The following is a 26604-nucleotide window of genomic DNA, read 5'->3' as shown; positions in this document are numbered from 1 at the left end:
ATTGATTTAAAATATCATTTCTTATGCCCTGTATCAGGGTGGAGCGGAGTTAGATGGAAGGCGGTATTAACGTGTTAGTACCGCCTTCCATCTAATCACTGTTAGCTTTTTAAGAAAAATTTATGATAGAACCTAAAACCAATGATTGGCCAATCGTATATAGAGAAATACATCTATTGGGTGGAGCTTTCTTAGTTAATGATCCAGAAGACTCAAAGTCTGTAATACTACATCCGCATACGCTCGATAAAAAACAAGCCGTCTTCAAAATAGATGATTTTAAAAAAACTATATCGTGTAGTCGATAAGTACAATCTTGGAAAAATTGTTGGTGTTGATTTTATTCATCATGCTCACCAAATAGAAGGAAAAATGCCTATCGAGTGGATATTTAGTAACACTAATAACAACATATCTTGGGCAAACATTGAAGCATGTTGGACATGGAGCAATATCGGTAATGAGGCTTATACTCAACAAAACGGACATTTGTGGGACTTATCGAAGAGAATATCACATCAGGCAACACTACTAAATAAAACCCTTAGAGATCTATCTTTAGCATATAGAAATCAATTATTCTCTATTGTTGAGAGTTTTAAACCAGATAATAAGTTCATCAATGGTTTTTCCGATGATATATATGCCAAATTCCAACATTTTTTATACGATGCGTGTGTATTAAGAGATTATATTTCTGAATTTGTTTTTCATTATGTAGTCCCCTCTCATTTGAAAGGTGACATTTTAAACATGAATACAACATAAAAATATTTAATAAATTTTTTAAAGAAAGAACCGAGTTAACAGATTATGAGTTGTTTTATAAAGAAATTTGTAACGAAAATGGTTGGATGAACAAGCTCGGCATATATCGAGATTTAGTAATGCACGCATGCCCAATCGCCATATCAAACAAACGAAATTATATCCGAACAACTACACTACTACTTCCTAACGACCAGTTTTTACCATTAGTAGTTGCGCCAATACCAAAATCACCAGAATTTATTAAGATCGATAGAAATAACTTTAAATATTTTAGTGATTTTAAAAAGCAAACCGACTCATTTTTTGATCTTTCGAATGATGAATCATCATCTGTTGATATTTTAACTTATGCAATATTTGCGATGAGTGACTTTACCGAACTGTTATGGAGAACTATTTCTCAATCACCATTGCAAGGCAAAATTTTGACGTTTGGGCCTCACAACATCAAAGGTTCTGTGATAATAAAAAGCTAACAATAACTTGGTGTGGGACCGCTACGCGGCCCCACAAGTAAAAGTTATGTGGCAAGGAGCCATCTTGAACTTTCTTAGTGTTCTTAAATATTCGTTGATTCTCTTTGTAATCCAAACTGCAGTAAGTACTGCTTCAACGATATTAAATGGCGTAGATAACTTGGCGAGCCAATCTCCGTCCAATTTGTTGATGTACCAATACATCCCGACAATTCCAGTAATGGCGTTAACCAAATGGCCACATAACAAGTCAAGCAACACGGATGCGGCAAGCCGCCCAGATTCTTGAAGCGTTAAGAGTTTCGTGTATCAATTTATCAAAGGAGTTTTAGGTGTCATTAAAAGATATTAGTCATCCAATTCTATACTCAGCAATGACTACTCTTGCATTTAATATTAATAAGCAATATTACGGAGACAAGCATTACATGTGGTGCACTCCTTATTTCGGTTCTGATTTCGACTCACCTCATTTCACTGTACCACCAAGCTCATCTCCACTTGAAATATATAAATTGTTGAAAAAGGAAGTCGACGGAGCTGATTTGCATAATACAAAAATAGATTACAACAGAAGGGGGATTCGAAAAGGGGCATCTGTGATGCTTAAGCTAGGTAAAATTACTCAAGAAGCGCACGACGAGATAGTAACTATTACCAAAGTAGCAAAAGATCAACAGTTTAAACCTTTGTTGTGTGTTATTTCTAGGCTAGAGGCTGTACCGTTTTATCAAAAAATTGACGTTAAAGATAAGGCTAACCCATTATCGCATGAGTACATACTATCAGGTTTACCGCAGTCAGCATTTGATATAATTAGGATTGGTTAATATGAAAGAATTTATTGAACTAATAAATGGGGTAGAAACTTCGGATGCAAGAGCTGCGTTCTACTACCTTGGTCGTTATTTAAAACAAGCTGAACATTATTGGAGATATGAGAAAGATTTCTTTGAAGATGATTACCAAAGTAAACCTTCTGAAGTAGCAAAATCTTTAACTTTTTCACTAATTGATTTCATAGAAAAATATGAAGGTAGAAAAGCTGATGATTTTACTGATGAACAGTATATCTTTTGGGTTGATAAATTGAATGAAGTTGAATCAAAGCTTGATCCAGAGCCAACTAAAGAACAAATTGAAGTGGCAAGAGCCTTCATGTCTGACGATGACGATATCCCGTTTTAATGTAAAAAACTCCTAACAAGGCCTTTAAGTCGGAACAAAAACAGTTGGCTTTGTTGCGTTCCTCAACAAGTGTAGCTAACTATTTTTGTCCGCTTAAGGCGGCGTTAGGAAAAAAGGAGAACCTGAATGCCACTAAATAGCGAAGAAATCAACGAACTCAAGAACCTCATAAAAAAACGCGTAGAGAATTATCCAGATCTAGCTCAAATGGTTGCAGACGAAAAATTGAAATACAAATCCGGCTGGTATGAAGTAACGGACAAAGCATCCTATGAGGCAGTAGTACATTACGCAACTGCAATGAAAATTAATAACGACGGAAAAGCACAAGTAAAAATTTCAAAAATGAGTAAAAAACTAAAGAGCCTTGCAGAAAAAATCTGATCAATGTGCATCGCCTTACAAGACGTTCTAGTTCGCACGCTGTGCGTGCTGGACGATTTGTAAGTAGCCGTTTTTGCGCATTGGCTGCGCTAATTATTCGCGCAAAACCGTCAACTTACAAACCGCACTAAACTTGGCGCTCGGCTACTTATCAGATAAATCACGCAATATTGCTGTTTATATGCGTTCCAATATGGCGCAGTGCTGCCCGGACATATACGTATGGTGTTGGCGTTGTCACTGGTGCTCGTCACATCCTTCTGGATTAAAACAAGAGGTTGTCCTATGTAGTCTGTCACCCATTATCTGTACAAAATCCAACCCACGCGGCCGGAGATGCTGAGCCATGGTCCCCCCCCGAAGAGGCAGCAATCGTCTCCCAGCACTTTGCCTACCTGAAGCAGCTCACCGAGCAGGGGGTGGTCGTACTCGCGGGACGCTCGCTGAATACAGATGCGAGTAGCTTTGGGATCGTGATCTTGCAGGCCCATTCTGAGGAGGCGGCGCGTGACATCATGCACAATGACCCTGCGGTGCAACACCAGGTGATGCGCGCAGAGTTCTATCCATATCGCATTGCGTTAGCGGCCAAGGCGCCAGATGCAGCGGCCGAGGGTGCACCCTGAGGGCAACTTGCAGGGTCAGCGGGTAGCGTTATGTTGCCCCATCAGAGGGCGCTGGGCAGGCGCGGCGAGTGAGCCATGCGGTTGAGAGGGATGGGCCATCATCTTGCCAACTCCTGCGCCGAACCAAGACGTGCAGCACTCTCAGCCGGGGCCCAACCCGGCAGTCAACCGAACCTGCGCGAAAAGCCGCGCAGGCCGGCGAATTCAAACGCCGGGCGTCAGCGCACGATAGCGCGGTATTGAAAAGGGGTGATGGCGATAAGGGCGGCTGTCGATCAGGGCGTCTCAGTTCGGGATCAAGCTCCGTCTCGCTCCTGGGGCTATGGGTATGCCGACAACCGCGCCCAACAAGGCGCTCAGGCCGACTCGCTGCGTCGGCGTCAGGTAACACAACGTCAGGTAACACAAGGAGGTTATATGTTGAAGCACAGAGGAAGCTGCCATTGCGGCGCAATAAAATTTCAGTTCCAAGGCCTAGCCATTGAAAGCGGCTTGCGCTGCAACTGCTCCATTTGTCAAAGAAAAGGGGCATTGATGAGCTCATTCACACTGGCGCCCTCCGAGCTAGTTATCACCGCCGCCGCTGGCACGCTAAAAACCTATGAACTCGGCAGCTGCATTGCAAAGCACCACTTCTGCAGCCAGTGCGGCATCTACCCATTCCACCAAACGATGAGAAAGCCAGGTCACTACCGCATCAACCTTGGCTGCCTGGAAGGCATAGATACCTCCTCGCTATCGTTTGAGGTATTGAATGGCGCAGCCATCGAGGTGCAACCCGACCATTGATTCGCGTCGTTCGCCGCGATCTGGACGTCCAACAGCTGCGCTTTTGAGCGTCACACTGCGGCCTCCTTTGTGGTGAGCAACAGACTGGAAATGGTTGGCAGGAAATTAACGAGGGGGCACTTGCCCCCCTCTGATATCAATCCTCGGTATCTGCAATCAACCTCAGTCGATCAAACCCCGCAGCCTTAGAGCAGTAATCAACTCATCCACCAGCGCCGCCACCGGTTTGCCGGCGTTCAGCAGATGGATTTCTGGCTGTTCGGGGGCCTCGTAGGCGGAGTCGATACCGGTGAAGTTACGGATTTCACCCGCTCGCGCCTTCTTGTAGAGCCCCTTGGGATCGCGCTCTTCGCACACGCTAAGGGGAGCATCCACAAACACCTCGACAAACTCGTCGGCGCCCAGCAAATTGCGCACCAGATCCCGCTCGGCACGGAACGGTGAGATAAAGGCGGTGAGCACGATAAGGCCCGCATCCACCATGAGTTTCGCCACCTCGCCGACCCGGCGGATATTCTCCTGGCGGGCGGCGTCATCAAAGCCCAGATCCCCGCACAGGCCGTGGCGCACGTTGTCCCCATCCAGCAGATAGGTGTGCTTGCCCGAGGCGGCCAGCGCCTGCTCCAGTGCCCCCGCCAGGGTGGATTTACCCGCCCCCGACAGCCCGGTGAACCAGATCACCAGCGGCTTTTGTCCCTTCAGCTCGGCCCGGCTCTGTTTGTCGACGGCATGGGCATGCCACACGATATTGCTCATCCAACACTCCTTGATTGGCGCTCACGCCTCAACACTGAAACTGTCCACAACAACGGGGAGCCGATTCGGACTGTCAGCCGATAACTTGCTGATGCCATGGTATTGCTCATTCAAACTCCTTGCGAGGCATCAGGGCCCCAAAACGAAGAGGGTTGCGCCTTAAAACGGAAACAGCAGGGGCACCATGACGATCACCCCCAGGCTGTAAGCCAGGGAGACAGGCACCGCCAGCTTGAGGTAATCCGGCATCTTGTAGTTGCCCGCCGCATAGACCATCAGATTGGTCTGGTAGCCGTAGGGCAGTATGAAGCTGGAGCTGGCCCCGAACAGCACAGCCAGGATGAACGGCATGGTGGAGACATCCATGCTGAGGGCCAGCTGGTAGCCCATGGGGAAGGCCAAGGCCGCGGCGGCGTTGTTGCTCATCAGCTCGGTCAGCACCAGGGTAAACAGATAGATACCGATAAAGGCGATGATGGGGCTGGAGCCGTTGAACTCCCCCATCAGCCAGTCGGCAATCAACCTGGCCAACCCGCTCTTCTCCAGCTGATCGGCGATGGCCAGCGCCCCGCCCACCACCAGCCAGATGTCCAGCGGAAAGCGGCGGCGGATCTCGTCCAGGGTCAGGATGCGGGAGAAGAGCAGCACCACCAGCATCACCAGCAGCCCCTTGAAGAGCGGCACCAGATCGAACACCGACAGCGCCAGCACCCCGAGAAAGCCCAGCACCACGGCGGCGCTGCGCTTGCCATCGAGCCGGGTGGAGGCCTCCAGCCCGCTCACCACCACGAACTCCCGAGAGAGGGACTTGTTGCCCGCAAACTTGGGGCCCGGCGCCAGCAGCAGGGTGTCGCCGGCGTGCAGCTCAATCTGGCCCAGGCCGCCGGTGAGCTGGGTCTCGCCACGGCGCACCGCCAGCACCACCGCATCGAAGTGGGTGCGAAACTCCGCATCCTTGATGGATTGCCCCACCAGTCGAGAGCTGTGGCTGACGATCACCTCCACCAGGTGCTGGCCGTTAAGGCGGTGCTGGCCGTAGAGATCCAGCCCCTTGAGCTCCTGCAGCACGCCGACACTCTCCACATCGCCGCAAAACAGCAGCATGTCCCCCTCGTGCAACTCGTGTTCCGGCTGCACCGGGCAGATCACCTGGTTGCCCCGGATGATCTCGGCCAGATAGAGGCTTTTCAGGCTGCGCAGGCCGTTCTCCTTGACGCTGCGCCCAGCCATGGGGGAACCGGCCCCCACCTTTGCCTCGAGAAAGTAGCCGGACTCGCGGCTCATTTCTGTGTCCTGCTCCGGCAGGTGGCGGGCAAACAGCAGCACGGCGACCAGGCCGGTCAGCAGGGTACCCGCCCCCACCATAAAGAAGTCGAACATGCCCAGCGGCGGCGCCCCCATCTTGATGAGGAAGCTGTTGACGATGAGGTTGGTGGAGGTGCCGATCAGGGTCAGCACGCCGCCAAAGGTCGCCGCGAAGCACATGGGCAGCAGCAACCGAGACGGGGCATGGTTGGGGTTGCGCTTGACCGCCCCCAGCATGGAGGCCACCACGGCGGTGTTGTTGACGAAGGCCGACAGGAAGGCGGTAGAGAACCACACCTTGACCAGCACCTTGTTGAAGGAGCCGGTGCCCACCAGGTTGGCGAACCAGCTCATGATCCGGGTCTTCTCCACCGCCAAGGAGACCAGCAGCAGCAACACCAGGGTCAGCAGGGCGCTGTTGGTGTAGCCAGCCACCACGGCGTTGATGTCCGCCAGGCCGCTCAGATAGGTGATGAGCACGGCGCCCGAGAAGAGCAGCGCCGGCCGGAGTTTGCCCTGGATCAGCAGGGCGACGAGGGCAGCCAGCAGACCCAGCACCAGGGATTGTTGCCAGGTCATGGGCTTACTCCTTGCCGGAATCGTTGCTGATGGTCAGCGCCTGCCAGTGGGGGAAGTGCTTGCGCACCAGGGCGTTGAGCTCGATCTCGAACTCGCTGTACTGCCCTGCCACCGCTTTTGCGGCCAGCCCTTCCACTATCATGCCCGCCCCCACTGTGACGTTGGTCAGCCGGTCGATCAGGATGAAGCTGCCGGTGTCGCGGATATCCGCATAGGGGTCGAACGCCACCGGGTCGGTCAGGCTGAATTCGCACAGGCCGATCTCGTTGAGCTTGAGCTCGGAAGCGGGCAGCTCGTCCAGCTTGTTGATCTCGATGCGGTGGCGAATGACCTCCACCTGGCCACGGCTCTTCTTGGTGGCCAGCTTGACGTCATAGACCCGGCCCGGTTGCAGGGACTCTTCCCCCATCCAGACGATATGAGCCAGCAGGTTCTGGGTCACCTGGGGCTTTTTCGCCGCATCCACCAGCAGGTCACCCCGGCTGATGTCGATTTCGTCCGCGAAGGTGACAGTGATGGCCTGACCCGGCAGGGCGTACTCCAGATCCCCGTCGAAGGTGACGATGCGGGTCACAGTGCTCTCCTTGCCGGACGGCAGCACAGCAAGCCGGTCGCCGACCCGCAGGATGCCGGAGGCCAGTGTGCCCGCGAAGCCGCGAAAATCGAGGTTGGGGCGGTTCACGTACTGGACCGGCAGGCGCACCGGTTGGCGTTCCAGCTCGCGCTCCGCATTTTGTATCACATCGGCGCTCTCCAGCAGGGCGAGCAGGGTCTCGCCCTGATACCAGGCCAGCTTGTCGCTCTGGTTGACCACGTTGTCACCGTCCAGTGCCGAGACAGGCACTATGTGGATGGTGTCGACGCCGAGCTTCTTGGCGAACTCGCGGTACTCCAAGCTGATGCGATCGAACACCTCCTGGCTGAACTCCACCAGATCCATCTTGTTGACCGCCACCACGAACTGCTTGATGCCGAGCAGGCTGGCGATAAAGCTGTGGCGACGGGTCTGATCCAGCACCCCTTTGCGGGCGTCGATTAGGATGATGGCGAGATGGCAGGTGGAGGCGCCGGTGGCCATGTTGCGGGTGTACTGCTCGTGGCCCGGGGTGTCCGAGATGATAAATTTGCGCTTGGCGGTGGAGAAATAGCGGTAGGCCACATCTATGGTGATGCCCTGCTCGCGTTCGGCCTGCAGGCCGTCCACCAGCAGTGCCAGGTCCAGCTTCTCGCCTGTGGTGCCGAGCTTCTGGCTGTCGGACTCCAGCGCTTTGAGCTGATCTTCATAGATCTGCTGGGAGTCGTGCAGCAGGCGACCGATGAGGGTGCTCTTGCCGTCGTCCACGCTGCCGCAGGTGAGAAAGCGCAGCAGGCTCTTGTGTTGCTGGGCGTGCAGGTAGGCTTCAATGCCCTGTTCGCTGATGGCGGTCTGAATATGGTTGTTCATGATGCGATTCCTTAGAAATATCCCTGACGCTTCTTCTGCTCCATGGAGCCGGCCTGATCGTGGTCGATGAGCCGCCCTTGCCGTTCGCTCGAGGTGGTGAGCAGCATCTCTTCGATGATCTCGGGCAAGGTGGTGGCATTGGATTCGATGGCCCCGGTCAGCGGGTAGCAGCCCAGGGTGCGGAAGCGCACCAGCTCCTGCTTCACCTCGTCTTCCGGGCCTATGGGCATGCGCTCGTCATCCACCATGATCTTGATGCCGCTGCGCTCCACCACTGGGCGCATGGCCGCGAAATAGAGCGGCACTATGTCGATGTTCTCGAGATAGATGTATTGCCAGATGTCCAGCTCGGTCCAGTTGGAGAGCGGGAAGACACGGATGCTCTCCCCCTTGTTGACCTGGCTGTTGTAGACCCGCCACAGCTCGGGGCGCTGGTTTTTCGGATCCCAGCGGTGGGACTTGTCACGGAAGGAGTAGACCCGCTCCTTGGCCCGGGACTTCTCCTCGTCCCGGCGCGCACCGCCGAAGGCGGCATCGAAGCCGTACTTGTTGAGCGCCTGCTTGAGCCCCTCCGTCTTCATGATATCGGTGTGCTTGCCACTGCCGTGCACGAAGGGGTTGATGTCCATGGCGAGGCCATCCGGGTTCTTGTGGACGATAAGATCCAGCCCGTACTTCTTGGCGGTCTCGTCCCGGAATTTGATCATCTCCTTGAACTTCCAGTTGGTGTCCACGTGCAGCAGGGGGAAGGGGATCTTGCCCGGGTAGAAGGCCTTGCGGGCCAGGTGCAGCATGACGGAGGAGTCCTTGCCGATGGAGTACATCATCACCGGGTTTTCAAATTCGGCAGCCACCTCGCGGATGATGTGGATGCTCTCGGCTTCCAGCTGTTGCAGGTGTGTCAGTCTTTCACGGTCCATGTCTGGGTCCTCGGTTCATTGCTATCGCGCCTGCTCGGGGCGCAGTTCTGGTTCAGTTCGGTGCCGCCTTGGCCGCACCGTCAAATCGGTTGCTGTCGCGGCCTGCCCTCAGGCCAGGCTCACCAGTTTCAGTTCGTGGCGGCTCGCCTCTGTTTCGGCCTGTTCGCCAAACCAGGCAAGCTGCTTGCGCAGAGCCACCACCTCGCCGATGACGATGAGCGACGGGCTCACTGCCTGCTCGGCCAATACGGCCAGGTCAGCCAGGGTGCCGGTCAGCACGCGCTGACGGGCGGTGGTGCCCCGCTCTATGATGGCGATGGGGGTGCCCAGGCCTCGGCCATGGCTCACCAGCTGTTGCTGGATATGCTCGGAGCGCATCAGCCCCATGTAGATGACCAGGGTCTGGTTGGTCGCCGCGAGCTGCTGCCAGTCGGGCTCCTTGCCCTCTTTCTGGCAGTGGCCTGTGATGAAGACGGCGCTCTGGGCATGGTCACGGTGGGTGAGCGGTATGCCCGCATAGGCGGTGGCGCCGGCGGCGGCCGTGATGCCGGGCACCACTGAGAAGGGGATGCCCTCCTCGGCCAGCACTTCCAGCTCCTCGCCGCCGCGGCCGAACATGAAGGGATCCCCTCCCTTGAGCCGCACCACACGATTGCCCGCCCTGGCGTATTGCACCAGCAGACGATTGGTCTCCTCCTGGGGCACGCTGTGGGCACCGGCCTTCTTGCCGACCGACACCAGGGTGGCGTCACGGCGCACCAGATCCAGGATCTCCGGGGAGACCAGCTGGTCATAGAGCACCACTTCGGCTTGTTGAATCTGTTGCAGCGCCTTGAGGGTCAGCAGGCCAGGATCCCCTGGGCCCGCCCCCACCAGTACCACCTCGCCCACTTCGCTTTGGGCTTTGTCCAGCCCCTCATTGAGCCAGCCCTCTGCCCCCTGCCAATCCTCTTTCTCAATCAGACCGGCGAGGGTGTTGGAGGCAAATGCACGCTCCCAGAAGCGGCGGCGATCGGAGAGAGAAGCGAGCACCCGCTTGGCCTTGACCCGCACCCGGCCCGAGAGCTCGGCCAGTCCGCCCAGATGGCGGGGCAGCAGGCTCTCCAGTCGCTCGCGCAGCAGGCGCACCAGCACAGGGGCCTTGCCGCCACTGGAGACGGCCACCATCAGGGGCGAGCGGTCGATGATGGAGGGGAAGATAAAGCTGGATCGCTCGGGGTCGTCCACCACATTCACAAAGAGCCCGAGCTGGTTGGCGCTCTGATAGACGAGGGCGTTGACCTCGAGGCTGTCGGTGGCAGCCACCACCAGGATCTGGCCGGCCAGATGGGCCGGGTCGAAGCGTGCCGCCACATGGGTGAAGCGACCGGCAAACTCATGGAAGTCGGGCTCGAGCTCGGGGGAGACCAGGGTCAGCCGGGCACCTGCCGCCAGCAGCAGGCGCGCCTTGCGCAGGGCAACCTCGCCCCCGCCCACCAGCAATACCGGGCGGCCTTCCAACCTGGCAAACATAGGTAAATAATCCATCAGGGCCCACTCCTCGGCATACGACGACATCTGGGGCGACTATAGGCAGGAGTCCTTATCCCTCAAAATAATAAAAAATGCTCTTTAATGCGTTTTAGTAATTAGCAAAACCATGTTGTGGCAAAGGGGAGCGAATGTCCTTGTGGTGGTTCGCACCAGACCCTAGGCTAGTGAAAGTGTTTCATAAGGAGCTTTACCATGAATGAGTCATTGATTGTGCTGGGGATCTTCGTGTTCCTGGTGCTGGCCACCCTGAGCGCGGGCATCAAGATAGTGCCCCAGGGTTTCAACTGGACTGTGGAGCGCTTCGGTCGCTACACCCGTACCCTCTCCCCCGGACTCAACCTGCTGATCCCCTATGTGGACAGAGTCGGCCACAAGATCATCATGATGGAGCAGGTGCTGGACATCCCGGCCCAGGAGGTGATCTCCCGGGACAACGCCAACGTCACCATAGACGCCATCAGCTTCGTGCAGGTGGTGGATGCCCGCAAAGGGGCTTATGAGGTCAACGATCTCACCAGCGCCATCCGCAATCTGACCATGACCAACATGCGGACAGTGCTGGGCGCCATGGAGCTGGATGAGATGCTCTCCCAGCGCGACACCATCAACGAGAAGCTGCTGCGCACCATGGATGCGGCCACCGCCCCCTGGGGCATCAAGGTGACCCGGATCGAGATCAAGGATGTGCGCCCGCCGCTGGCCCTGGTGGAAGCCATGAACGCCCAGATGAAGGCCGAGCGGCAGAAACGGGCCGAGGTGCTGGAAGCCGAGGGGGTGCGCCAGTCCAAGATCCTGAAAGCGGAAGGGGAGAAGCAGTCCCAGATCCTCAAGGCCGAGGGGGAACGCCAGGCCGCCTTCCTCGCCGCCGAAGCGCGGGAGCGGGCCGCCGAGGCGGAAGCCAAGGCGACCCATATGGTCTCCAAGGCCATCGCCGAGGGGGATATGCAGGCCATCAACTACTTCGTGGCCCAGAAATACACAGAGGCGCTGGCCCGCATAGGTGAGGGGCCCAACAGCAAGATCATCATGATGCCGCTGGAGGCGGGCAGCCTGATTGGCTCCGTGGCCGGCATGGCCGAGCTGTTCAACAAAGATGGCAAGGTCGGCAAGTCATGACAGCCCTGTTCGAGGCGCTGACCCACTGGCACTGGCTGGGGCTCGGTTTCGTGCTGCTGGCCATCGAGGTGCTGGGGTCGGTGGGCTTTCTGCTCTGGACCGGCATAGCCGCGCTAGAAGTCGGGCTGATCCTGCTGCTCTGGCCCTTCGGCTGGCAGGCCCAGCTGCTGCTGTTTGCGGCGCAGTCCCTGGTGACCACCTGGGCCTGGTGGCGCTGGCAGCACAAGCGCGACCGCTCGAGCCGCGATGCGGCCGCCCCCATCAACGAGCGGATGCAGAGCTATCTGGGGCGGGAGCTGACCCTGCTCGATGAGGTGAGCCAGGGAACAAGCCGGGTGCATCTGGATGACACCGTCTGGACTGTGCGCTGCCCTGTGCCGCTGCCGGCGGGCAGCCGGGTCAAGGTGGTGGGGGCCGACTCCCATATCCTGCTGGTGGAGCCGCGGCCCTGACTTGGCAGTATCTGCCCCCCCCAGTGGCCATAAAAAAACGGGCCCGGCGTTACCGCCGGGCCCGTTTTTTTATGAGGTGCAGGCTTAGTTGGCCTTGGCATCGCTCACAGCAGCTTCTGCCTTGGTGGCCACGTCAGCAGCAGCCTTCTCGACGGTAGCAGACGCTTCGGAAGCAGCCTTCTCTACGGTAGAGGCAGCTTCGCTAACAGTTGCAGCAACGTCGGCGGCCGGAGTAGCAGCCGGAGCGGCGGCTTCTTCTTTCTGACCACAGGCGGTCAACATCAGACCCAGGATACCGGCTACCAGTACTTTGTTCATGTGCATACCCTCAAAAAAAGATGGAGAGATGGTGTCAATAACCATCACTGTGCGTCTTCGCTCCCGGTAAAACAGCGAGCCACCGGGAGTCAGGAGGCGCGCGAAATATATCCCCATATGCGGCCAATGAAAACGCGTATCACAATGATATTTTCTCGTTGGCTAGATAAAAAGAACTACTGCAACGACAAATATTAATACAATACGCCTTTATTGACGCAAGACAGCACAATTAAACACCAACAAGAGAACGATTGTCAGTCAATCGTTGCCATTTCGGCAGCCATCACCCAGATAGTGAAAGTGACCTCAATCAGACAGCTTCTGACAAATCAGCCGCCGCCCCTGGCTGTCGCTCTCTCTGGCCAGATCCAGCAGCGCCATCACCGCCAGGGCCTCCACCGCGGGCACAGGGTTGCTCGCCTCCCCCCTGATGGCGGCGCAGACACCGCGGTAGTAAGCGCCGTAATCCCCGGCCTCCCCGCTCACCGCCTGCACCAGGGGCTGCCCCTCCACCATGCGGCTGAGCTGGCCGGGTTCGGGATCCAGGCCCCAGTTCGCCGCGGGCGGGCGCAGGCCGAGCTTGAGCTGCTCCTCCTGCACATCCATGCCGAACTTGATAAAGGATCCTTCGCTGCCGTGGATGACGAAGCGCGGCATGGTGGCAGAGACCAGACAGCTGCCATGCAGTATCACCCGAAGCGCGCCGTAGCCCAGCACCACGTGGAAGTAGTCATCGCTCAGTGCCCCAGGGCGCTGGGCGGCCAAATCCGCCTGGATCCAGTCAGGCTGGCCGAAAAGCTGCAACGCCTGGTCCAGGATGTGGGGACCGAGATCGAACCAGAGCCCGGAACCCGGGCCGCCCGCCTCCCGCCAGCGCTGACGCACCTCGGGACGATAGCGATCGAAATGGGATTCAAATTGGGCGATCTTGCCCAGCGCCCCTTCCGCCACCAGGCGGCGTACCGTGAGGAAGTCCCCGTCCCAGCGTCTGTTGTGGAAGATGCTGAGCAGCCGCTGCTGCTTCTCGGCCAGCTCGACGAGCGCCTCGGCTTCGGCCAGATCCAGCGCGAACGGCTTGTCGATCACCACATGCTTGCCCGCCAGCAGTGCCTGACGGGCGATGGGGGCATGGGTATCGTTGGGGGTCGCTATCACCACCAGATCGACAGTGCTGTCGGCCAGCACCTCGTCCAGCGAGCCGACGCGGCAGCCGGGCAGCTCGGCCTGCACCTTGGCGGCATCCCGACTCACTACCCAGCGCAGGGCAAGCCCCGGGGTGCTGGTCAGGAAGGGGGCGTGGAAGGTCTGTCCTGCAAAGCCGTAGCCCACCAGGGCGGCGTTGATTGTCTGACTCATGGGATTCTCCGCTGAACTGTCCAATATGATAGGCACCTGATGATAGGCTCCTGGCGAGGTTGCGCCCAAAAAAAGAAGGGGGCCTAAAGCCCCCGTTTCGTTCATCAGAGCACAGGATTTATTGCCTGTGCAAGCGACGTTATCCATCAATGCCGGGGGTTGTGCCCCCGCGCATCAAGGCTGCAGGCAGAGGCGACGACCCTGCCGCGTCATCAGCATCAGCAAGGGGGGCAGCAGCAGCCACATGTGCAGTGCCAACTGGCTCAGGGGATCCGGCATCAGCCATCCGGTGATCCCCACCAGGGCGCCGGAGCCGCTCATCTGGAACAGCCCGAGCAGGGCGGCGGCGGTGCCGGCGCAGTGGCCGAAGGGGGCCAGCGCCATGCCGGCTGCTGCACCCAGTATCATGGCGAAGCCGATGCTGGAGAGGAACACGGGCCCCATCATCGCCAGCGGATGAGCCAGGTGCATGGTCAGCGTCAGCAGGATGGCCGACAGCAGCAACACCAGCAGGCCGATACGCAGGGTGCGCCTCGGTCCCACTCTTGCGATGAAGCGCGGCGCCAGGAAGCAGGCCAGGATATTGAGCGCCGCATTGGCGGTGAACCAGTAGCTGAAGCCGTTCATGTCCAGCCCCAGCTTCACCATCAGCTGTACCGGCGCCGCCGTGACATAGGCCAGGATCACCGCCATCGCCAGCATGCAGAGCGCCGCATTGAACAGGAAGCTCGGGGAGCGCAGCACAGGGCTGTAGCGGGACCAGCTGATGAGCGGGCCGCTGCTGCTGGTCTCCTCCGGGCGAGTCTCCGGCATGCGCCACAGCAGCCAGCTGCCGACCACAACGGCGTACCCGGCCATAAACCAGAAGTTGGCCGACCAGCCCGCCTTGGCGGTGAGCCAGCCACCGAGCAGGGGGGCCAGGGCGGGGATGAAGCAGATGGCGCCATTCAGGTAGGAGATCATCTGACCGCTCTTCTTGGGGCCATAGCTGTCACGCACCACCGAGAAGGCGGCGACCGAAGTGGCACAGGCACCGAAGCCTTGCAGCACCCGCGCCAGCATCAGCTCACCCAGGCTGGCGGCAAAACCGGCGGCCAGGGCGCTCAGCCCGTAGAGCAGCACACCGCCAAGGGCGATGGGCTTGCGGCCGTAGCGGTCGGCGAGCGGCCCCACCAGCAGCTGACCCAGCCCCATGCTGAACAGGAACCAGGTGATGGTGCCCTGCATCAGGGTCACCTCGGCCCCCAGCTGCTCGGCCATCTGCGGGATGGCGGGCAGATAGATGTCGATGGCCAGCGGGCTGAACAGCACCAGGAGTACAAGCAGAAGAATCAATGGCATCAGTCACCTCAAGCCCTAGGGGGAAAATCGATTGGTGCGCGAGTCTACTGACTCAGAGTAATGAATTGAAATGGTATTTAATCACTTTGGTTATTCCTATGAGGAAAGATGTATTTTATCTGCCTCTCAGCACGATCAGGGCAGCCCTCATCCGGTGCCGGATTGCAGGCAATTGGCGCTTTTACTAAACCCCTGCCCCGCATAGAATGCGCAGATTATTTTTGCGGAGGTGTGCGATGAACAAGCTTGTCCTGGCAACAGGGAACCAGAAAAAGGTGAAGGAATTGGCCGCCATGCTGGCCGATATGAAGATCCAGGTGATCCCACAGAGCGAGTTTGCGGTCTCCGATGCCGACGAGACCGGCACCACCTTCGTCGAGAATGCCATCATCAAGGCACGCCACGCCGCCCGCATCACGGGCCTGCCCGCCGTCGCTGACGACTCCGGCCTCGAAGTGGACCTGCTGCACGGTCGCCCCGGCGTCTACTCCGCCCGCTTTGCCGGTGCCGGTGCCAGCGACAAGGAGAACATCGACAAGCTGCTGGCCGAGCTGCAAGGTGCCCCCGACTACCTCAAGAGCGCCCGCTTCTGGTGCGTGCTGGTCTATATGCGCCACGCCGACGATCCCACCCCCATCATCTGCCAGGCGAGCTGGGAGGGGATGATCATCGACGAGCCCCGTGGTCAGCACGGCTTTGGCTATGATCCCGTGTTCTTCGTGCCGGATCACGACTGCACCTCGGCCCAGATGCCGGCAGAGCTCAAAAACCAGCTCAGTCACCGTGGCCAGGCCCTGGCCAAGCTCAAGGCTGCGCTGGCAGCAGCGCACTGAGACCCGACCGGGCTCCGGGATACGCCGGCCAGCATTTCATCTACAATGGGGGCCGTCGGCCCCCGTGTTGCTTATGGCCCCCGGCTCAACGAGCGCAGGCCCTCATTGACCATGGGGAGCCAACCAGGCCCCCGTTTTGATTTTTGATTATTGGAAACCCCATGCTGCAACTGCCGCCCCTTTCCCTCTATATCCATGTGCCCTGGTGCGTCCAGAAGTGCCCCTACTGCGACTTCAACTCCCACGCCCAGAAGGGGGAGCTACCCCACCTCGAGTACGTGGCCGCCCTGCTGGAGGATCTGAGCCAGGATCTGCACTGGGCCCAGGGGCGTCCGCTCTCCTCCATCTTTATCGGCGGTGGTACGCCGAGTCTGCTCTCCGTGGAAGCCATGCAGGCGCTGCTGGACGGGGTGCGTGGGCGCATCGCCCTGACCCCGGATTGCGAGATCACCATGGAGGCCAACCCCGGCACTGTGGAGGCGGACAAGTTCGCCGGCTTCCAGCGGGCCGGCATCAACCGCATCTCCATCGGGGTGCAGAGCTTCCAGCAAGAAAAATTGACCCGCCTCGGCCGCATCCACGGCCCGGAGGAGGCACGCAAGGCCGCCGAACTGGCCCATGCCATCAAGTTGCCCACCTTCAACCTGGATCTGATGCACGGCCTGCCGGATCAGAGCCTGGAGGACGCCCTCTATGATCTGCAGCAGGCCATGGACTGCGCGCCGCCGCACCTCTCCTGGTATCAGCTCACCATAGAGCCGAACACGGCGTTCGCCTCCAAGCCGCCCAAGCTGCCGGAGGATGACACCCTGTGGGACATCTATGAGCAGGGTCACGCCATGCTCACCGCCCAGGGTTATCAGCAGTACGAGATCTCGGCCTACGCCAAGGCTGGCTATCAGTGCCGCCACAACCTCAACTACTGGCGCTTTGGCGACTATCTGGGCATAGGCTGCGGCGCCCACGGCAAGGTGACGGATCTCGCGAACCAGCAGATCCTGCGCACCGCCAAGGTGAAGCACCCCAAGGGTTATCTGGACCCTGCCCGCCCCTATCTGGACAGCCAGTGGCAGGTGAGCGCGGACGATCTGCCGCTGGAGTACTTCATGAACAGGTTCAGGTTGTTCGAGCCCGCCCCCAAGGCGGAGTTCGAGGCCTATACCGGGCTGCCGCTGGAGCGGGTGGAAACCATGCTGGCTGTTGCCCAGACCAAGGAGCTTATCGAAGACTTGGGAGAGTGCTGGCAGCTGACGTCTCTCGGCCATCGCTATCTCAACGTGCTGCTCGAGCTCTTTATGGACGAATAAGCCAACTGGGCATCAAGGTCTGGCTTCACCGCCAAAACAGAGAGGGTGCCCATGGCACCCTCTCTGTTTCAGTCATGCCTCGCGGCAGAAACCCGCTCAGCAGCAGACGCGTACCATCCGCTGTTGACCGGGCTCCCACCGCTGGCCGTGCTTGGCCTTGCGCTGATAGCTCCCCTTGCCCTTCTTGCTTGGTTCGACCCTGGCCTGAAACAGTGGCGAGGTCACCAATGCCTTGAGGTGGTTGTCCTGGATGACGCCCCGCCCATGATCGTGGGCCTGATCGATGATATCGACCCGCTTCTTCTTGGCCATATTGGCTCCTGTCTGTGTGGTTGAAACTGGCTAAAAATACGCCAGTGTAAATAAAAACGCGCCGATTGTGCGCCTCCCGGCCCCCGAGTGCAAGAGGCCGGGGCGGATTGCCCAGGCTCAGGGAGCGGGCCGGTAGATCACCCGCACCAGGCCGCTCGGCAGCACTGCAGTGGAGAGCGGGACAAGCTGCTCTGGCAGCGGCTCGCCGCCAAACAGCGAGACTCCCTTGCCCAGCACCACCGGCACCCAGAACAGGGTCAGCTCATCCACCAGCCCAGCCTGCAGGCCCTGCCTCACGACCTCGCCACCGTCCAGATAGATGTGGCGCGCCCCCTCCTGCCACAGCTCGCTCAGCACCTGCGCCAGCGCTCCCTGCCGGAAAGAGACATGGGCACGGGGCGTGGCGGGCCTGTGGGTCAGCACGGTCACAGGTTTGTCGCCGTAGGGCCACTCGGGGAAGGCGCGCACGGTTTCGTAGCTGTTGCGCCCCATCAGCAGCAGATCGGCGCTGGCCATCAGGGCGCCGTAGCCGGTCTCCTCCTGGAAGTCGCCGTTATAGGGTTCCAGCCAGGCGAGATCGTTCCCCTCCCCCGCGATAAAACCGTCGAGGGAGAGGGCGAGAAAGGCAGAGACCCGGGGGCGATGGCGCTCAGTGCTCATGGTCGTGATGTTCGTGATGTTCGTGACGGGAAGGGGTGCCGGACTCCAGGGTCTCCAGGATGGCGCAGTGCTCCGCCGAGCGAGGGCCGCCGCAGCAGATGTCGGAGAGTGCCTTCAGGTTCTCCCGAAAGCGGGTCAGCTCGACAATCTTCTGCTCCACCTGTTCAAGCTTGGTGTCGGCCACCGCCTTCACCTCCTGACAGGTGACTCTGGCCTTGTTGGTGTCGAGGGCGAGCAGCTCCCCTATGTCCGCCAGGGAGAAGCCCACCGACTTGGCGCGGATGATGAACTCCAGCCGCCGCCTGTCCTGCTCCCCATAGAGGCGGTAACCCGACTCGTTGCGGATCCCCGGCGAGATGAGTCCGTTCTTCTCGTAAAAGCGCAGGGTGTCCGCCTTCACCCCGCACGCCTTGGCCAGTTCCCCGATCCGATACATCCTTCCTCTCCCGCCAAACATGGTACTCAATATAAACCGGCTTCCACTATCGCCCCTTTGCCCGGCGATTGCCAGCCAAAGGCAGGAAAGCGGCAGCCAACCCCGGCCTTCCCGGCTCTTTACCCTCAAAACACTGAAAAGACAAACGTTTCACAAAAAATCACCAGAAAACGTTTAACACCGCACCACACAAGGCTTTGTCTCTTTAAAAAATCCACCACAGCTCACATTTTTTGTGTAGAATACGCGCCCACAAGAGAGCGTCGCGTCAAGCGGGCATTTCCTAAAACGCGTTTGCCAACAGCAGGTCTTTTTGGCGAGAGTGGTTTGCGAAATCCCCCACTTCCATTTATTTGGGGACTCTCTGTGTTGAGCCTCGCCTCCCATGGAACGGTCCCCGTTATGCTGAGGACGATAGTGTGATGGAACAAGCTCGACCCATTCGCCGTGCGCTGCTGAGTGTGTCTGACAAGACTGGCATCCTGGAATTTGCCAAGGCACTCAACGAGCGTGGCGTGGCCCTGCTCTCCACCGGCGGTACCGCCAAGCTGCTGGCCGATGCGGGCCTGCCGGTGACCGAGGTCTCCGACTACACCGGCTTCCCCGAGATGATGGATGGCCGGGTCAAGACCCTGCATCCCAAGGTGCACGGTGGCATCCTCGGCCGCCGCGACCGGGATGACGCCATCATGGCCCAGCACGCTATCTCCCCCATCGACATGGTTGTCGTCAACCTCTATCCCTTCGCCGCCACCGTGGCCAAGCCAGGTTGCACCCTGGAAGACGCCGTCGAGAACATCGACATCGGCGGCCCGACCATGGTCCGCTCCGCCGCCAAGAACCACAAGGATGTCACCATAGTCGTCAAGGCGGCCGATTACGGCCGGGTGATCGCCGAAATGGATGGCAACGGCAACAGCCTGACCCTGGCTACCCGCTTCGATCTCGCCATCGCCGCTTTCGAGCACACCGCAGCCTACGACGGCATGATAGCCAACTACTTCGGCACCCTGGTCCCCTCCTACGGTGACAACAAGGAAGGCGATGAGGAGTCCCGCTTCCCGCGCACCTTCAACGCCCAGTTCATCAAGAAGCAGGACATGCGCTACGGCGAGAACAGCCACCAGGCTGCCGCCTTCTACGCCGAAGAGCAGGCAGCACCTGGCTCGGTGGCAAGCGCCATCCAGCTGCAGGGCAAGGCGCTCTCCTACAACAACATCGCCGACACAGACGCGGCGCTGGAGTGCGTGAAGGAGTTCGCCGAGCCGGCCTGCGTCATCGTCAAGCACGCCAATCCGTGCGGTGTCGCCATAGGTGAGGATCTGCTGGGTGCCTATGATCGCGCCTACCAGACCGACCCCACCTCCGCCTTTGGCGGCATCATCGCCTTCAACCGCGAGCTGGATGGTGCCACCGCGGCGGCCATAGTCGCCCGTCAGTTCGTCGAGGTGATCATAGCCCCCAGCATCAGCCAGGCAGCCCGCGACGCTGTCGCCGCCAAGCAGAACGTGCGCCTGCTCGAATGCGGCCAGTGGACTGCCCCGGCCCAAGGCTTTGACCTCAAGCGTGTCAACGGCGGTCTGCTGGTGCAGGAGCGGGATCACGGCATGGTCACCCTGGGGGATCTGACCGTGGTCAGCCAGCGTCAGCCGACCGAGGCCGAGCTCAAGGACCTGCTGTTCTGCTGGAAGGTCGCCAAGTTCGTCAAATCCAACGCCATCGTCTATGCCAAAGACGGCCAGACCATAGGCGTCGGCGCCGGCCAGATGAGCCGGGTCTACTCCGCCAAGATCGCCGGCATCAAGGCCGAGGATGAAGGGCTGACTGTGGCGGGCTCCGTCATGGCCTCAGACGCCTTCTTCCCGTTCCGCGACGGCATAGATGCCGCCGCCGCCGCGGGCATCTCCTGCGTCATCCAGCCAGGTGGCTCCATGCGCGACAACGAGGTGATCGAGGCCGCCAACGAGCACGGCATGTGCATGGTGTTCACCAACATGCGCCATTTCCGTCACTGATGAGTCAGGGCCGCCACTGGCGGCCCTTTTGTTGTCTCTTTTCAACTGACTATTTTCAACCGCAGCCCCAGGCGGTTATCACAAATAGAAGCGAGCGATACGATGAAAGTACTGATCATTGGCAACGGCGGCCGTGAGCACGCCCTGGCCTGGAAGGCCAAGCAATCCCCCATGGTGACCCGGGTGTTCGTCGCCCCCGGCAATGCCGGCACCGCCCACGAGGGCAGCATAGAGAACGTCGCCATAGAGGCGACCGACATCCAGGCCCTGCTGGCCTTCGCCAAGGCCCAGCAGATAGGTCTCACTATCGTCGGGCCGGAAGCGCCCCTGGTGAAAGGGGTGGTGGATGCCTTCCGTGCCGAAGGGCTCGCCATCTTCGGCCCGACCGCCGCCGCCGCCCAGCTGGAGGGCTCCAAGGCCTTCGCCAAGGACTTCCTGGCGCGCCACGCCATCCCCACTGCCGACTACCAGAACTTCACCGAGGTGGAGCCTGCTCTGGCCTACCTGCGCGAGAAGGGTGCCCCCATCGTCATCAAGGCTGACGGTCTGGCCGCCGGCAAAGGCGTCATCGTCGCCATGACCCTCGAAGAGGCGGAAGCGGCGGTGCGCGACATGCTCTCCGGCAATGCCTTCGGCGACGCCGGCGCCCGTGTGGTGATCGAGGAGTTCCTGGACGGGGAAGAGGCGAGCTTCATCGTCATGGTGGATGGCGAGCACGTGCTGCCCATGGCCACCAGCCAGGATCACAAGCGGGTCGGCGACGGCGACACCGGCCTCAACACCGGCGGCATGGGGGCCTACTCCCCGGCGCCCGTGGTGACAGATGCGGTGCATCAACGCGTGATGGAGCAGGTGATCATGCCGACGGTGCGCGGCATGGCGGCCGAGGGCAACGTCTACACCGGCTTCCTCTACGCCGGCCTGATGATAGACCCCCAGGGCAACCCCAAGGTGATCGAGTTCAACTGCCGCTTCGGCGACCCCGAGACCCAGCCCATCATGCTGCGGATGCGCTCCGATCTGGTGGAGCTGTGCCTGGCCGCCTGTGCCGGCAAGCTGGACCAGGTCGAAGCCATCTATGATCCCCGCGTCGCCATCGGCGTGGTGCTGGCGGCGGGCGGTTACCCCGGTGACTACCAGCAGGGCAAGCCCATCAGCGGCCTGCCGGTGGAAGAGGCGAGCGGCGAGAAGGTATTCCATGCCGGCTCCCAGCTGGCGGGAGACACCATAGTCACCGCCGGTGGCCGCGTGCTGTGCGCCACCGCGCTGGGCCACACCGTCGCCGAGGCGCAGCAACGCGCCTACCAGCTGGCGGCTCGGATCCAGTGGGACGGTGTCTTCTACCGCAAGGACATCGGCTGGCGCGCCATCGAGCGCGAGCAGGCCAAGTAAAGGCTGCCTCCCCCATCGAACACAAGGGCCTGCGGGCCCTTTTTGCTGCCCGGGCCATCGGGGGCGCGGATAACCGCCCAGCCAGCCCCAGACTTCCCCCTAAGCCCGATGTGGTGGTGGCAAGGAGGCATTCATCCCCTTGGCACCTCTCTCCGCCTCGGGCGCATGACCCCGGGTTGCCGCCCTTTTTCCGCCCCCGGCTCACCCCCTTCTGACTACATATGTACAGCACAATGCACACATTTCGTCACAATTGGTCGCACTTTCCCCATACAATTGCCCCGCTTTCATGGCATCATGCTGTATGATACCGCACTCAAATGAGTGCCATAAGAACCTGCAATATCGTCGTCTCATAAGGAAATCCCATGTTGAAAACTGTGCGTCCCCTGCTGCTGCCCCTGATGTTTGGCCTGATGACCCTGCCCGCCATGGCCGGCGATCTGGAGCAGCCGATGAAGAAGATCGGCTTCAACTACAAGCAGGCCGTCAAGGCAGATGATGCGGCCACCATGGAGAAACACATCAAGGAGATGAAGGCCCAGCTCGATGTGGCCAAGGAGAGAAACATGCCGGCTGCCAAGAAGGAGAAGTTCCTCGAGGGCATGAACAAGGTGCAGAGCGAGCTGGATGCCAGCCTGGCGGCCCTGCAGGCCGGTGATCAGGAGAAGGCCCAGGCCCATCTGGCCAAGGTCAACGACCTGAAGAAGGAGTACCACCAATATGCCAAGCAGAAAGGCTGATCCCTTCCACTGGGATGGTCTGGTCCGCCTCACCCACTGGGGTGTGGCAGCGGTCTGCATCGGCAACCTCTGGCTCAACGAGGCGGGCGAGGAGTGGCATGAATGGCTGGGCTATGGCGCCATGGCTCTGATCGGGTTGCGCCTGCTGTGGGGGCTCACCCTGGCACGGGGCCATGCCCGCCTTGGCGCCCTCATCCCGAGCCGGGACGATTTCCGCCAGCAGGCGGTGGCGCTGCGCGAGCGCGCACCGGCGGCGCCCGGCCATCACGGCAGCGGCAAGCTGGCGGTCTGGGCACTCTGGCTGCTGGTGCTGGCGACCGCCGGCAGCGGCTGGTTCCAGAACACCGAGACTGGCTTCGAGCTGGGGGCCGACGACTGGCATCTCTGGTGTACCTGGGCACTGCAGGCCATGATAGCCCTGCACCTGTGCGCCATCGTCTACACCTCCTGGCGTCAGCGCAGCAACCTGGTGACCCGGATGCTGCCCCGGCGCAGGCGCCGGGTGCCAGAGCGTCAGCAGGAACCCCACTCTTGAAGCAGACGGGCACCTCGGTGCCCGTCTTCCTTTCCCTGCTTGTCCGACTGCAAGGCCACCTCTGCAAGGCGGCAGCATCGGCTTTACCCCCTCAATGGCGCGACGCCCCTCCCCCTCTTTTGCCCGGCCACCATGAAAGCATTTTCATTCACACTTCTTAACTAATCCCGGCTGTACGATTTTCAATCTCCTCAATTTCATCAATGCTACAGAGCCGAACGAGGTTGTTTGTGGTCCGTTCGACATGATGACAGTGACACGTCAATAACAAGATCGAAGGGAAAATCGTCATGCACAACACAGTGTTTCGAACCGCCATGCTCGCCGCGGTGCTGGGCTCATTCAGCCACACAGCCGCCGCCGAAGGGGTCATGGTCCACCTGTTCCAATGGAAGTTCAACGACATCGCCAACGAGTGCGAGACAGTGCTCGGTCCCAAGGGGTTCGGGGGCGTCCAGATCACGCCGCCCGCCGAGCACAAGCAGGGGAGCCAGGTCTGGTGGACCGTCTACCAGCCCGTCAGCTTCAAGAACTTCAACAGCTTCGGCGGCAGCGAGGCAGAGCTCAGGAGCATGATCACCCGCTGCAATGCGGCCGGGGTCAAGGTCTATGCCGACGCCGTCTTCAACCAGCTGGCCTCGGGCACCGGAACAGCCACCGGCGGCGGCAGCTACAACTCGGGGCAATATCAGTATCCCCAGTTCGGCTACAACGACTTCCACCACAGCGGTGACATCACCAACTACGGCGACAGCAACAACGTCTGGAACGGCGCCCTCTACGGCATGCCGGATCTCAATACCGGCTCTCCCTACGTGCAGGATCAGATAGCCAGCTACATGAAGACCCTGCTGGGTTGGGGCGTGGCGGGCTTTCGCATCGATGCGGCCAAGCACATGGCCCCCGGCGAGGTGAAGGCCATACTCGACAAGGCGGGCAGCCCCAAAGCCTACCTGGAAGTGATAGGTGCAGGGGGAGAGTCGGCAGACATCCAGCCGGGTCGCTACACCTACATAGACACAGTCACCGACTTCAAATACGGCACGGATCTCGCCGCCAACTTCAACGGCCAGATCAAGAACCTCAAGACCCTCGGCGAGAGCTGGGGCCTGCTCCCCTCCAACAAGGCCTTCGTCTTCGTGGTCAACCACGACCGCGAGCGCGGCCACGGGGGCGGCGGCATGCTCACCTTCATGAGCGGAGCCCGCTATGAGCTGGCCAACACCTTCATGATGGCCTGGCCCTATGGCTGGAAACAGGTGATGTCGGGCTATCGCTTCGAGAACATGGGCACCTATGAAACCGACAAGGGGGCGCCGGGCAGCACGCCCTGCACCGATGGCCAGTGGAACTGCGAGCAACGTCGCCCGACCATCATGAACATGGCCCTGTTCCACAACAGAACCGAGGGGCAGGCTGTCAGTCACTGGTGGGACAACGGCAACAACCAGATAGCCTTCGGTCGGGGAGACAAGGGCTTCGTCGCCATCAACAACGAGAGCGGCAGCCTGGTGGCCTCGGTGCAGACCGGCCTGCCGGCGGGCGAGTACTGCAACCTCCTGGGTGGCAATGACTACTGCAGCGGGGGCTATGTCACCGTCGACGGCAGCGGCAAGGCCAGCCTGAACGTGCCGGCCATGAAGGCCGCCGCCATCATCGCTGGCTGCACCAAGGCCAGCACCTGCGGCGGCACCGCCCTGCCTGGCAACAAGTTCAGCAGCATGAACCTGCGCGGCACCCACAACGCCTGGGGCAACACCCCCATGACAGTCGATGCCAACCGCGTCTGGTCCGCCACCCTGACCCTGACCGGCAGCGGTGACGCCACCGGCGCCCAGCGCTTCAAGTTCGACGTCTTCGGCAACTGGACCGAGAGCTACGGCGACAACGAAGGGGACGGCATCGCCGACAAGGGCAGCAGCAAGGATATCCTGGTCAGCGGGGCGGGCAGCTACCGCATCACCCTGAGCGAAGGCGATCTGCGCTATACGGTCATCCCTCTCACCAGCAACCAGGCACCGGTCGCCGCCCTCTCGCCCAAGGTCCTCAGCGTCAAGACGGGGGAGAGCGTGGTGTTCGATGGCTCCGCCTCCACCGACGATGAAGGCGTGGCAAGCTACAGCTGGTCTACCGGCGGCAGCGCCCCCACTGAGACAGTCCAGTTCGATACCCCGGGCACCCATATTGTCACCCTGACAGTCACCGATGCCGAGGGGCTGACCGCCAGTGCCAGCGCAACTGTGACGGTCACCGACAGCAACGGCGCCTACAACAGCGTGCTGCCGACCCTGCACCTGCGTGGCACCCCCAATGCCTGGGGCTCGCTCGCCATGACGCTGGTTGCCGACAACCAATGGGAGGCCTTGGCCACCTTCAACGGCCAGGCCAACCAGCGCTTCAAGTTCGACGTCAAGGGAGACTGGACCCAGAACTATGGCGACACCAACAAGGATGGCGTGGCCGAACAGGGGGGGGCCGACATACTGACCCCGGTCAGCGGCCAGTACCGGGTACGCTTCAACGACCAGACCCTGCAATACAGCCTGACCCCGGTCAGCGTCGGCTATGCCAAGAACATCGCCAGCCTGAACATCCGTGGCACCACCAATGGCTGGGGCACCACTCCCATGACGCTGGTGGGGGATCACCAGTGGCAGGCCGGCGTCACCTTCACGGGGGCCGGTGATGGCAGCGGCGGCCAGCGCTTCAAGTTCGACGTCAAGGGTGACTGGACCCAGAACTACGGCGACACCAACAAGGACGGCGTGGCCGAGCTGGCCGGAGCCGACATCACCACCGCAGTGGTCGGTGCCTATGTGGTGCGCTTCAACGACCAGACCCTGACCTACAGCCTGAGCGCCCAGTAAGCCCCAGGGGCGTAACGCCCTTGTGACCTTCGGGCATCCCATGGCCTCCTTCCCACAGGGCTGGAGGCCTTTTCATGGGCCCGATGGCGCCATCACGCTCCCCCTCTGCCAGCCCCCCCGTTCCCAGTTCGCCGACGGGCAGGCATA

The 26604-nt window shown here is 59.7% G+C and carries 27 protein-coding genes; 16 read left to right on the top strand and 11 right to left on the bottom strand.

Features of this window, described 5'->3' with window-relative positions; genetic code table 11:
- Positions 1 to 273: 273 nt before the first annotated feature.
- The 7 genes from AB5Y91_RS19640 (at position 274) to AB5Y91_RS19610 (ending at position 4234) form a co-directional block, all read left to right on the top strand.
- On the top strand, positions 274 to 768 hold the full coding sequence (locus AB5Y91_RS19640) for a hypothetical protein (protein WP_368170586.1): 495 nt from the start codon (positions 274 to 276) through the stop codon (positions 766 to 768).
- A gap of 86 nt (positions 769 to 854) precedes the next feature.
- Complete coding sequence (locus AB5Y91_RS19635; RefSeq protein ID WP_368170585.1) at positions 855 to 1247, top strand: hypothetical protein; 393 nt, start codon at positions 855 to 857, stop codon at positions 1245 to 1247.
- A gap of 332 nt (positions 1248 to 1579) precedes the next feature.
- Entirely contained in the window at positions 1580 to 2077 is a 498-nt protein-coding gene (locus tag AB5Y91_RS19630) for a hypothetical protein (protein WP_368170584.1), read from the top strand.
- A gap of 1 nt (position 2078) precedes the next feature.
- On the top strand, positions 2079 to 2435 hold the full coding sequence (locus AB5Y91_RS19625) for a hypothetical protein (protein ID WP_368170583.1): 357 nt from the start codon (positions 2079 to 2081) through the stop codon (positions 2433 to 2435).
- A 126-nt stretch (positions 2436 to 2561) separates the two neighbouring features.
- The gene (locus tag AB5Y91_RS19620; protein WP_368170582.1) at positions 2562 to 2819 is read left to right on the top strand and encodes a hypothetical protein; all 258 of its coding nucleotides are present in this window, start codon (positions 2562 to 2564) and stop codon (positions 2817 to 2819) included.
- 278 nt (positions 2820 to 3097) lie between these two features.
- Complete coding sequence (locus AB5Y91_RS19615) at positions 3098 to 3445, top strand: YciI family protein (protein WP_368170581.1); 348 nt, start codon at positions 3098 to 3100, stop codon at positions 3443 to 3445.
- 417 nt (positions 3446 to 3862) lie between these two features.
- Positions 3863 to 4234 carry a GFA family protein gene (locus AB5Y91_RS19610; RefSeq protein WP_368170580.1) on the top strand — a complete coding sequence of 124 codons (372 nt, stop codon included), beginning with the start codon at positions 3863 to 3865 and terminating at the stop codon, positions 4232 to 4234.
- Between the two features lie 162 nt (positions 4235 to 4396).
- Here the strand turns inward: AB5Y91_RS19610 and cysC are convergent, their stop codons facing one another.
- From cysC to cysG, 5 genes are all read right to left on the bottom strand, one after another.
- Positions 4397 to 4990, bottom strand: a complete 594-nt coding sequence (gene cysC / locus AB5Y91_RS19605) for an adenylyl-sulfate kinase (RefSeq protein WP_368170579.1) — start codon at positions 4988 to 4990, stop codon at positions 4397 to 4399.
- A gap of 159 nt (positions 4991 to 5149) precedes the next feature.
- Entirely contained in the window at positions 5150 to 6874 is a 1725-nt protein-coding gene (locus AB5Y91_RS19600) for an SLC13 family permease (protein ID WP_368170578.1), read from the bottom strand.
- 4 nt (positions 6875 to 6878) lie between these two features.
- Positions 6879 to 8318 (bottom strand): sulfate adenylyltransferase subunit CysN, encoded by a 1440-nt coding sequence (gene cysN / locus AB5Y91_RS19595; RefSeq protein WP_368170577.1) that lies wholly within the window; start codon positions 8316 to 8318, stop codon positions 6879 to 6881.
- A gap of 11 nt (positions 8319 to 8329) precedes the next feature.
- Complete coding sequence (gene cysD, locus AB5Y91_RS19590) at positions 8330 to 9238, bottom strand: sulfate adenylyltransferase subunit CysD (protein WP_139745786.1); 909 nt, start codon at positions 9236 to 9238, stop codon at positions 8330 to 8332.
- A 108-nt stretch (positions 9239 to 9346) separates the two neighbouring features.
- Complete coding sequence (cysG, locus tag AB5Y91_RS19585) at positions 9347 to 10765, bottom strand: siroheme synthase CysG (RefSeq protein ID WP_368170576.1); 1419 nt, start codon at positions 10763 to 10765, stop codon at positions 9347 to 9349.
- A gap of 198 nt (positions 10766 to 10963) precedes the next feature.
- On the opposite strand from cysG, the gene AB5Y91_RS19580 reads away from it, so the two are divergent.
- Together AB5Y91_RS19580 and AB5Y91_RS19575 are read left to right on the top strand one after the other, a co-directional pair.
- The gene (locus tag AB5Y91_RS19580; protein ID WP_025328220.1) at positions 10964 to 11887 is read left to right on the top strand and encodes an SPFH domain-containing protein; all 924 of its coding nucleotides are present in this window, start codon (positions 10964 to 10966) and stop codon (positions 11885 to 11887) included.
- Complete coding sequence (locus AB5Y91_RS19575) at positions 11884 to 12339, top strand: NfeD family protein (RefSeq protein ID WP_368170575.1); 456 nt, start codon at positions 11884 to 11886, stop codon at positions 12337 to 12339. The genes AB5Y91_RS19580 and AB5Y91_RS19575 overlap by 4 nt, the downstream gene beginning before the upstream one ends.
- A gap of 84 nt (positions 12340 to 12423) precedes the next feature.
- Here AB5Y91_RS19575 and AB5Y91_RS19570 read toward each other — a convergent pair whose 3' ends face one another.
- From AB5Y91_RS19570 to AB5Y91_RS19560, 3 genes are all read right to left on the bottom strand, one after another.
- Positions 12424 to 12657: a hypothetical protein gene (locus AB5Y91_RS19570; protein ID WP_025328222.1), complete on the bottom strand. Its 234-nt coding sequence runs from the start codon at positions 12655 to 12657 to the stop codon at positions 12424 to 12426.
- A gap of 309 nt (positions 12658 to 12966) precedes the next feature.
- Positions 12967 to 14016: an oxidoreductase gene (locus tag AB5Y91_RS19565; protein WP_290070080.1), complete on the bottom strand. Its 1050-nt coding sequence runs from the start codon at positions 14014 to 14016 to the stop codon at positions 12967 to 12969.
- A gap of 174 nt (positions 14017 to 14190) precedes the next feature.
- The gene (locus AB5Y91_RS19560) at positions 14191 to 15357 is read right to left on the bottom strand and encodes a multidrug effflux MFS transporter (RefSeq protein WP_162519103.1); all 1167 of its coding nucleotides are present in this window, start codon (positions 15355 to 15357) and stop codon (positions 14191 to 14193) included.
- Positions 15358 to 15593: 236 nt separating this feature from the next.
- Here AB5Y91_RS19560 and rdgB point away from each other — a divergent pair, with 236 nt between their 5' ends.
- Positions 15594 to 16190 (top strand): RdgB/HAM1 family non-canonical purine NTP pyrophosphatase, encoded by a 597-nt coding sequence (gene rdgB / locus AB5Y91_RS19555; RefSeq protein WP_025328225.1) that lies wholly within the window; start codon positions 15594 to 15596, stop codon positions 16188 to 16190.
- 161 nt (positions 16191 to 16351) lie between these two features.
- Positions 16352 to 17497, top strand: a complete 1146-nt coding sequence (hemW, locus tag AB5Y91_RS19550; protein WP_368170574.1) for a radical SAM family heme chaperone HemW — start codon at positions 16352 to 16354, stop codon at positions 17495 to 17497.
- Between the two features lie 96 nt (positions 17498 to 17593).
- Here the strand turns inward: hemW and AB5Y91_RS19545 are convergent, their stop codons facing one another.
- From AB5Y91_RS19545 to zntR, 3 genes are all read right to left on the bottom strand, one after another.
- Positions 17594 to 17809: a ribosome alternative rescue factor ArfA gene (locus AB5Y91_RS19545; protein WP_262111772.1), complete on the bottom strand. Its 216-nt coding sequence runs from the start codon at positions 17807 to 17809 to the stop codon at positions 17594 to 17596.
- Between the two features lie 117 nt (positions 17810 to 17926).
- Positions 17927 to 18469 (bottom strand): dihydrofolate reductase family protein, encoded by a 543-nt coding sequence (locus AB5Y91_RS19540; protein ID WP_368170573.1) that lies wholly within the window; start codon positions 18467 to 18469, stop codon positions 17927 to 17929.
- On the bottom strand, positions 18459 to 18905 hold the full coding sequence (gene zntR, locus AB5Y91_RS19535; RefSeq protein WP_368170572.1) for a Zn(2+)-responsive transcriptional regulator: 447 nt from the start codon (positions 18903 to 18905) through the stop codon (positions 18459 to 18461). The genes AB5Y91_RS19540 and zntR overlap by 11 nt, the downstream gene beginning before the upstream one ends.
- Positions 18906 to 19327: 422 nt before the next feature.
- On the opposite strand from zntR, the gene purH reads away from it, so the two are divergent.
- The 5 genes from purH (at position 19328) to AB5Y91_RS19510 (ending at position 26457) form a co-directional block, all read left to right on the top strand.
- A complete protein-coding gene (gene purH / locus AB5Y91_RS19530) occupies positions 19328 to 20920 on the top strand; it encodes a bifunctional phosphoribosylaminoimidazolecarboxamide formyltransferase/IMP cyclohydrolase (RefSeq protein WP_368170571.1) in 1593 nt (530 codons plus the stop codon).
- Between the two features lie 102 nt (positions 20921 to 21022).
- Complete coding sequence (purD, locus tag AB5Y91_RS19525) at positions 21023 to 22312, top strand: phosphoribosylamine--glycine ligase (RefSeq protein WP_163147195.1); 1290 nt, start codon at positions 21023 to 21025, stop codon at positions 22310 to 22312.
- Positions 22313 to 22680: 368 nt separating this feature from the next.
- Positions 22681 to 23055 carry a cytochrome b562 gene (locus AB5Y91_RS19520; RefSeq protein ID WP_025328232.1) on the top strand — a complete coding sequence of 125 codons (375 nt, stop codon included), beginning with the start codon at positions 22681 to 22683 and terminating at the stop codon, positions 23053 to 23055.
- Entirely contained in the window at positions 23036 to 23590 is a 555-nt protein-coding gene (locus AB5Y91_RS19515) for a cytochrome b/b6 domain-containing protein (protein WP_106885844.1), read from the top strand. Before AB5Y91_RS19520 ends, AB5Y91_RS19515 begins: the two co-directional genes overlap by 20 nt.
- A 290-nt stretch (positions 23591 to 23880) precedes the next feature.
- Positions 23881 to 26457 carry an alpha amylase C-terminal domain-containing protein gene (locus AB5Y91_RS19510; RefSeq protein WP_163137659.1) on the top strand — a complete coding sequence of 859 codons (2577 nt, stop codon included), beginning with the start codon at positions 23881 to 23883 and terminating at the stop codon, positions 26455 to 26457.
- The last annotated feature ends 147 nt before the right edge of the window (positions 26458 to 26604 follow it).

Source organism: Aeromonas sp. R4-3, from assembly GCF_040908275.1.
Lineage (GTDB): Bacteria > Pseudomonadota > Gammaproteobacteria > Enterobacterales > Aeromonadaceae > Aeromonas > Aeromonas rivipollensis.
This window is presented reverse-complemented; position numbering and strand designations above follow the sequence as displayed.